The organism is Streptomyces sp. NPDC096040, from assembly GCF_040303265.1.
Classification (GTDB): domain Bacteria; phylum Actinomycetota; class Actinomycetes; order Streptomycetales; family Streptomycetaceae; genus Streptomyces.
This window is the reverse complement of record NZ_JBEOTA010000004.1, coordinates 22,280-28,641: the sequence shown is the minus strand read 5'-3', so window position 1 is coordinate 28,641 and position 6,362 is coordinate 22,280. Positions and strand designations below refer to the sequence as shown.

General features: G+C 73.8%; 6 protein-coding genes. 2 read left to right on the top strand and 4 right to left on the bottom strand.

Going from position 1 to position 6,362, the window contains the following annotated elements:
• The first annotated feature begins 328 nt into the window (after positions 1–328).
• Both ABTY98_RS05635 and ABTY98_RS05630 read left to right on the top strand, forming a co-directional pair.
• On the top strand, positions 329–1,960 hold the full coding sequence (locus ABTY98_RS05635; protein ID WP_352219589.1) for a phospho-sugar mutase: 1,632 nt from the start codon (positions 329–331) through the stop codon (positions 1,958–1,960).
• A gap of 207 nt (positions 1,961–2,167) precedes the next feature.
• Positions 2,168–3,352 (top strand): putative hexosyltransferase, encoded by a 1,185-nt coding sequence (locus tag ABTY98_RS05630; protein WP_352219588.1) that lies wholly within the window; start codon positions 2,168–2,170, stop codon positions 3,350–3,352.
• Positions 3,353–3,637: 285 nt separating this feature from the next.
• Here the strand turns inward: ABTY98_RS05630 and ABTY98_RS05625 are convergent, their stop codons facing one another.
• The 4 genes from ABTY98_RS05625 to ABTY98_RS05610 form a co-directional block, all read right to left on the bottom strand.
• On the bottom strand, positions 3,638–3,967 hold the full coding sequence (locus tag ABTY98_RS05625; protein ID WP_352219587.1) for a sortase family protein: 330 nt from the start codon (positions 3,965–3,967) through the stop codon (positions 3,638–3,640).
• Between the two features lie 192 nt (positions 3,968–4,159).
• Positions 4,160–4,447 carry a hypothetical protein gene (locus tag ABTY98_RS05620; RefSeq protein ID WP_352219586.1) on the bottom strand — a complete coding sequence of 96 codons (288 nt, stop codon included), beginning with the start codon at positions 4,445–4,447 and terminating at the stop codon, positions 4,160–4,162.
• Between the two features lie 64 nt (positions 4,448–4,511).
• Complete coding sequence (locus ABTY98_RS05615) at positions 4,512–5,336, bottom strand: phosphate ABC transporter ATP-binding protein (protein ID WP_352219879.1); 825 nt, start codon at positions 5,334–5,336, stop codon at positions 4,512–4,514.
• An 83-nt stretch (positions 5,337–5,419) separates the two neighbouring features.
• On the bottom strand, positions 5,420–6,361 hold the full coding sequence (locus ABTY98_RS05610; protein WP_352219585.1) for a sortase: 942 nt from the start codon (positions 6,359–6,361) through the stop codon (positions 5,420–5,422).
• Between the last annotated feature and the right edge of the window lies 1 nt (position 6,362).

Genomic DNA, 6,362 nt, shown 5'->3' with positions numbered 1-6,362 from the left:
GTCCCCGCGCCCCTGGGGGGTACCGGGCACCCGGCACCCACGACGGACCGTCGGCCCGCCACCCACCACTCCCGGCGGATCGTTGACCAGCCGCCGCGCGCCGCGGATCGTTGGTCGCCCGCGGCGGGAAGGGGACGGGGTGGGGGTGTCCGCCCGCAGCGGCCGGCATCCGTCGCCGAGCATGACCCTGAGAGACCGCACCGCCGGACCGAGGACGGATACCCCCGCCCCGGCCCCGACCCACCACCGAACCACAGGCGCTACGCGCACCCCCACCGAAGCCGCGCGTGCGCCGCAGGCACGACACGAGAGAGGTTGGACGACGACCGTGCAAGACGATCTCATCGCCCGGGCCAGGACCTGGCTCGCCGAGGACCCGGACCCGGACACCCGCGACGAGCTGGCCAAGCTGATCGACGCCGAGGACATCACCGAACTGTCGGCCCGCTTCGGCGGCACCCTCCAGTTCGGCACCGCCGGCCTGCGCGGCGAGCTCGGCGCCGGCCCGATGCGCATGAACCGCACCGTCGTCATCCGCGCCGCCGCAGGCCTCGCCGCCTACCTCAGGCAGCACGGCCACACCGGCGGAGTCGTCGTCATCGGCTACGACGCCCGCCACAAGTCTGCCGACTTCGCCCGCGACACCGCGGCCGTCATGACGGGCGCCGGCCTCCACGCCGTCGTACTCCCCCGCCCCCTCCCCACCCCGGTCCTGGCGTTCGCCATACGGCACCTCGGCGCGGTCGCCGGCGTCGAGGTCACCGCCAGCCACAACCCGCCCCGCGACAACGGCTACAAGGTCTATCTGGGCGACGGCTCCCAGATCGTCCCGCCCGCGGACGCGGAGATCGCCGCCGAGATCGACGCGATCGCGAGCCTGCACGACGTCCCCCGCCCCGAGGCCGGCTGGGAAACCCTCGACGAGGCCGTCCTGGAGGCCTACCTGGCCCGTACGGACGCCGTCCTGGCCCCCGGCTCCCCCCGCACCGCCCGGACCGTCTACACGGCCATGCACGGCGTCGGCAAGGACACCCTCCTCGCCGCCTTCGCCCGGGCCGGCTTCCCCGAGCCGGTGCTGGTCGCCGAACAGGCCGAACCGGACCCGGACTTCCCGACCGTCGCCTTCCCCAACCCGGAGGAGCCCGGCGCGATGGACCTGTCCTTCGCCCAGGCCCGCGCCACCGACCCCGATCTGATCATCGCCAACGACCCGGACGCCGACCGCTGCGCCGCAGCCGTCAAGGACAACGGCACCTGGCGCATGCTGCGCGGCGACGAGGTCGGTTCCCTCCTCGCCGCCCACCTGGTCCGGCGCGGAGCGACCGGCGTGTTCGCCGAGTCGATCGTCTCCTCCTCCCTCCTCGGCCGTATCGCCGAGAAGGCCGGACTCCCCTACGAGGAGACCCTGACCGGCTTCAAGTGGATCGCCCGCGTCGACGGCCTGCGCTACGGCTACGAGGAAGCCCTCGGCTACTGCGTCGACCCCGACGGCGTCCGGGACAAGGACGGCATCACGGCCGCCCTCCTGATCACCGAACTGGCCTCGGTCCTCAAGGAGGAGGGCCGCACCCTCCTCGACCTCCTCGACGACCTCGCCGTGGAGCACGGCCTGCACGCCACCGACCAGCTCTCGGTCCGCGTCGAGGACCTCTCCGTCATCGCGGACGCGATGCGGCGCCTCCGCGAGCAGCCCCCGACCGAACTCGCCGGCCTCCCCGTCACCAAGGCGGAGGACCTGACCCAGGGCACGGACAAGCTGCCGCCCACCGACGGCCTGCGCTACACCCTCACCGGCGCCCGGGTCGTCGTCCGCCCCAGCGGCACCGAACCCAAGCTGAAGTGCTACCTGGAGGTCGTCGTCCCGGTGGCGACGCACGCCGACCTCCCGGCGGCCCGCGCCGAGGCGGCCCAGACCCTGGCCGCGATCAAGCGGGACCTGTCGGCGGCGGTCGGCATCTGACACCCCCCTCTCACCCGCCCTCTGACACCCGCTCCGACGCCCCGTAGGGGTGCCCCTCCGCCAGGGGGCACCCCTACGGGTGATTTCGCGACGGCGACCGACCCACCCACCGCGCCCCGCCCCGGCTCCCGGGGAACGGTGGTCCGGTACCGCCCGTACCGCCGTACCGCCCGCCGCAGCCGTCGTAGTCGCACTGGAGCCGCCGCCGTGTCCTCGACCGCCCCCGACACCGCCCCCAGCGGACACATCCCGGGCACCCGACGACCCCACCTCCCCACGGCGACCGCCCCCCGGCACGCCCTGCGCCGGGCGGCCCCGGCCCTCGCCGCCTATCTCGCGGTACGCCTCACCGGCCTGCTGTTCCTCGCCGTCTGGGCGCACCGGCGTCACCACGGGGTGTGGCCGATGCTGGCGACGCAGTGGGACTCCCGCTGGTACCTCGGGATCGCCGACCACGGCTACACGCACGCACTGGGCACCGCCTACGACCACAACAACCTGGCGTTCTTCCCGCTGTATCCGCTGCTGGTCAAGGCCGTGGCCGTCGTCACCCCCGGCACCCGGGCCAGCACCGGGCTCGCCCTCGCCTGGCTGGCCTCGCTGGTCGCGGCCTGGGGCGTGTTCGCGGTGGGCGACCGGGTGGCCGGGCGCCGGGTCGGGCTGCTGCTCACCGTGTTGTGGGCGGCGTATCCGGTGGGTCTGGTGCAGTGGATGGGCTACACCGAGTCGCTGTTCACGGCGTTCGCCGCGTGGACGCTGTACGCGGTGCTCGCCGAGCGCTGGCTGTGGGCGGCCGCGGGATCGGTACTCGCCGGGCTGACCCGGCCGACCGGCATCGCCGTGGCCGCCGCCGTGACGGTCACCGCCCTGCTGTCCCTGCGCTCCCGCTTCTCGGCGCGCGCACTGACGGCGGCCGTGCTGGCCCCGCTCGGCTGGTGCGCGTACGTCGGCTGGGTGGGCCTCAGACTCGGCCGCTGGGACGGCTACTTCGCCGTACAGCGACTGTGGCACAACGAGCTGGACGGCGGCGCGGAGACCCTGCGCTGGCTGCGGCACCTGTTTGGGCAGGTCGCGCGGCCGGAGCTGTTCCTGATCGTGGTGAGCCTGACGATCATCGCGTCGGTCGTCCTGTTCGGGCTCGCGGTCGCGGACCGGCAGCCGGTGCCGCTGCTGGTGTTCGGCGCGGTCCTGCTGGTGATCGTGGTGGCGAGCGGGGGCGTCTACTTCCCGCGGGCCCGCTTCCTCCTCCCCGGCTTCCCGCTGCTGCTGCCCGTCGCCGGATATCTCGCCCGCGCCTCACTGCGGTTGCGGGTGCTCGCGCTGACGGCCGCGGTGGCGGGGTCGGCGTACTGCGGGGCGTACATGCTGCTGGTGTGGCCGAGCGCGCCGTGATGCGCCGTGGTTCATGGGGAGTTGGGCCTTCGCTTGCTCCTCGGACGCCTGCGGCCGAAGGGGCGACCGCACGCTGTGACTGCGGTAGGGATGCACTCCCAGCCCCCCTTGGAGGCATCCGCCCCCAGGCGTTCCGCCGCCCCAGCTCACTGGCGGAGCGCCGGTTGCCGCGCACGAGCCCGGCACGGGGTTCGGCCCCATGAGTCAGCCGGACCCGGTGCCGGGTGGGTGGGCTCCTGGTGGACGCAGGAGCGTCACACGGGTGCCGGGGTGACGGCCGGCCGGCTACGGCTGAACGCGCGTCAGGTAGCTGAAGCCCGTGTTCGGCCCGACGCAGGACTGGAGTGTGAGATCGCCCCAGTACAGGCCGTGGGAGGGGGTGCCGCGGCCGGGTGAGACGTAGGTGGCGTACACCCGGTAGGTGAAGGTGCCGCGCGGGGTGGTGGCCGTGACCGTCGTGCCGACGGGCAGCTCGGCGAACCGCGCGAACCCGCAGTAGTCATGGCCCACGACGACGGCCGTGCGCATCGCGTACCCGTCTTCCGTGCCGAGGTCGGGCCCCGTCCACTGCACGGCGTCCCGGCAGGCGTCCACCGCGTCCTGCCCACCCCGCACGACTCGGGCGGACCAGGAGCCGATGCGGAGGGTGGTGGAACCGTTCTGGCTGCGCTCGCTGAAGGTCTCCGCCTCGGTTTCGGACGACGGGTGCGGGGACGCCGTCGGGCCGGTCCGTGTGGTGCGGGGGCGCGGGGAGGAAGAGGGGCGGGCGGTGGGGGCAGGGGCGGGGAGCTCGGCCTCGGGCGATGCCTAGGGTGCGCTCGGGGACGCCGACGGGCGGGGCGTGGGGCTGTGCGCGGGTGCCGTGGGGGTGGAGTCGGGCGGTACGGCTCGGGTCGGCGTCCCGTCGGGAGTGGGCGCCTGTTCGACAGCCGGGGTGGCGGCCGGGGCGCTCGCCGGTGCGGCCGCCAACGGCTTGTCGGCCGTCCCGGGGGCGGCGCAGCCCGCCAGGGCGGCGGAGGCGACCACGGCCACCAGGGCGAGGACCCGGCGTGCGGCGGTACGGGCCGCCGCCCGACCGGGTCGTCCGGTGGTCACCGATTCCCCGGGCAGGCGCGAGAGATGACGTTCACTTCTGAACTCCTTCGGGGCCGCCACGGCCTCACCCGAAGCGGCCGTTCACGTAGTCCGTGGTGCGCGGGTCCTGCGGGTTGTCGAACATGTCCTCGGTGGGGCCGTGTTCGACGATCACGCCGGGGGTGCCCTGCTCGGCGAGGAAGAAGGCGCACTGCTTGGAGACGCGAGCCGCCTGCTGCATGTTGTGGGTGACGATCACGATGGTGACCTCGTCGGTCAGCTCGTGGATCGTCTCCTCGATGCGGCGCGTGGAGGTCGGGTCGAGCGCCGAGCACGGCTCGTCCATCAGCAGGACCCGGGGGCAGACCGCCAGGGAGCGGGCGATGCACAGGCGCTGCTGCTGGCCGCCGGAGAGCGCGCCGCCGGGCTGGCGGAGCCGGTCCTTGACCTCTTTCCACAGGCCCGCCTTGGTGAGGCACTCCTCGACGAGCCAGTCCTTGTCGTCGCGGCCCGCCCTGACACCGGCCAGCTTCAGGCCGGCGGTGACGTTGTCGTAGATCGACATCGCGGGGAAGGGGTTGGGCTTCTGGAAGACCATGCCGATCTCGCGGCGGGCGTGCGTGATGCGGCGCCCCCGGTCGTAGATGTCCTCGCCGTCCAGGAGCACCCGGCCCGAGAGGGACGCGGAGCCGACCAGCTCGTGCATGCGGTTGAGGATGCGCAGGAACGTGGACTTGCCGCAGCCGGACGGGCCGATGAGCGCGGTGACCTTGCGGGCGGGCATGGTGAGCGAGACCTGCTCCAGCACCTTGTGGTTGCCGAACCAGGCCGAGACGGAGTCGGCCTCCAGCGTCGCCGGGTTGCTCTCCACGGTGGCCGCGCCGAGCTTGGGCGCCTTGACGGCCGTCATCCTCTTCGTCGGGTCGAGGATCTCGTCGACGAGGGTGTCGGACGTGTCGGTGGTGTCGGACATGATGGTGAACTCCTCGTCGTTCAGAGCAGGTTGGGCAGCAGGCGGGTGGCGGCGCCGGAGACGGCGAGGCCGAGGGCGGCCAGGACGGGGGCGCTGACGATCCAGGTCTGCCAGCGGCCCCACACACGGTAGGCGGCCACGGTGAGCAGGGCGGCGAGCAGCAGGGCCTGCGACCAGAGGAAGACCGGGAGCCAGGCGGCGCCTTCGGTGCCCATGGCCTGCTCGGAGCCGTCGATCCAGCCGAGGGCCAGCGGACGCGGCGGGCTGGGCTGTACGGCGCTCGTCAGCGTCGCGTCGACGCGGATCGCGCCGGAGGGGGTGTACGGGCCGCCCTCGGCGGTGATGAGCGTGAGCCGCCCCTGGTTCGCCGTGAGGACGGGCGGCAGCGGGTCGCCCTCGCGGCGGATGCCCGTGACCTTGTAGGTGGCCGTGCCCTGACCGGTCGTCACCCGGATGTCGCTGCCCACGGGCAGTTCGTGCAGTTTGTTGAACGGGCTGCCGTATCCCCACTGGCGGCCCATGATCACGCTGGTGCCGGCCTGTCCGGGCAGCGGGGTGTCCCGGCGGTGGCCCGGTCCGGCCATCAGCACACCGGAGGTGGTGCTCTCGCCGACGACCTGCTTCAGGCCCAGGGCCGGGATGCGCAGCAGGGCGACCGGAGCGCCCGGCTCCAGCATCTTGCCGTCGTACGTCTGCTGGCCCACCGGGGCGATTCCCAGGGCGAGTTGCCGGCGGAACTCGTCGTACGCGGTCTGCTGGTCGCGGCTGTGCTGGAGGTGCCCCACGATGGTGAGGTTGGCGGCGAAGCCGAGCAGCAGGGCCGAGAGCAGGCACAGCGCGACCCCCGCGAAGGCGAAGCCGGGGCGCTCGGCCCGCGGTGCCGCCGCGCGGGGCTGGGGCTCGGGTGCGGGCGCCGACGCCGGCGGCGCCTGGGCCGGCGGGGGCGGGGACAGAACGGTCACG

What these genes read in the sequence shown, in the direction of transcription:
- ABTY98_RS05615 (WP_352219879.1), bottom strand. Translation starts at nt 5,336, where the DNA reads ATGACGGCCGTCAAGGCGCCCAAGCTCGGCGCGGCCACCGTGGAGAGC.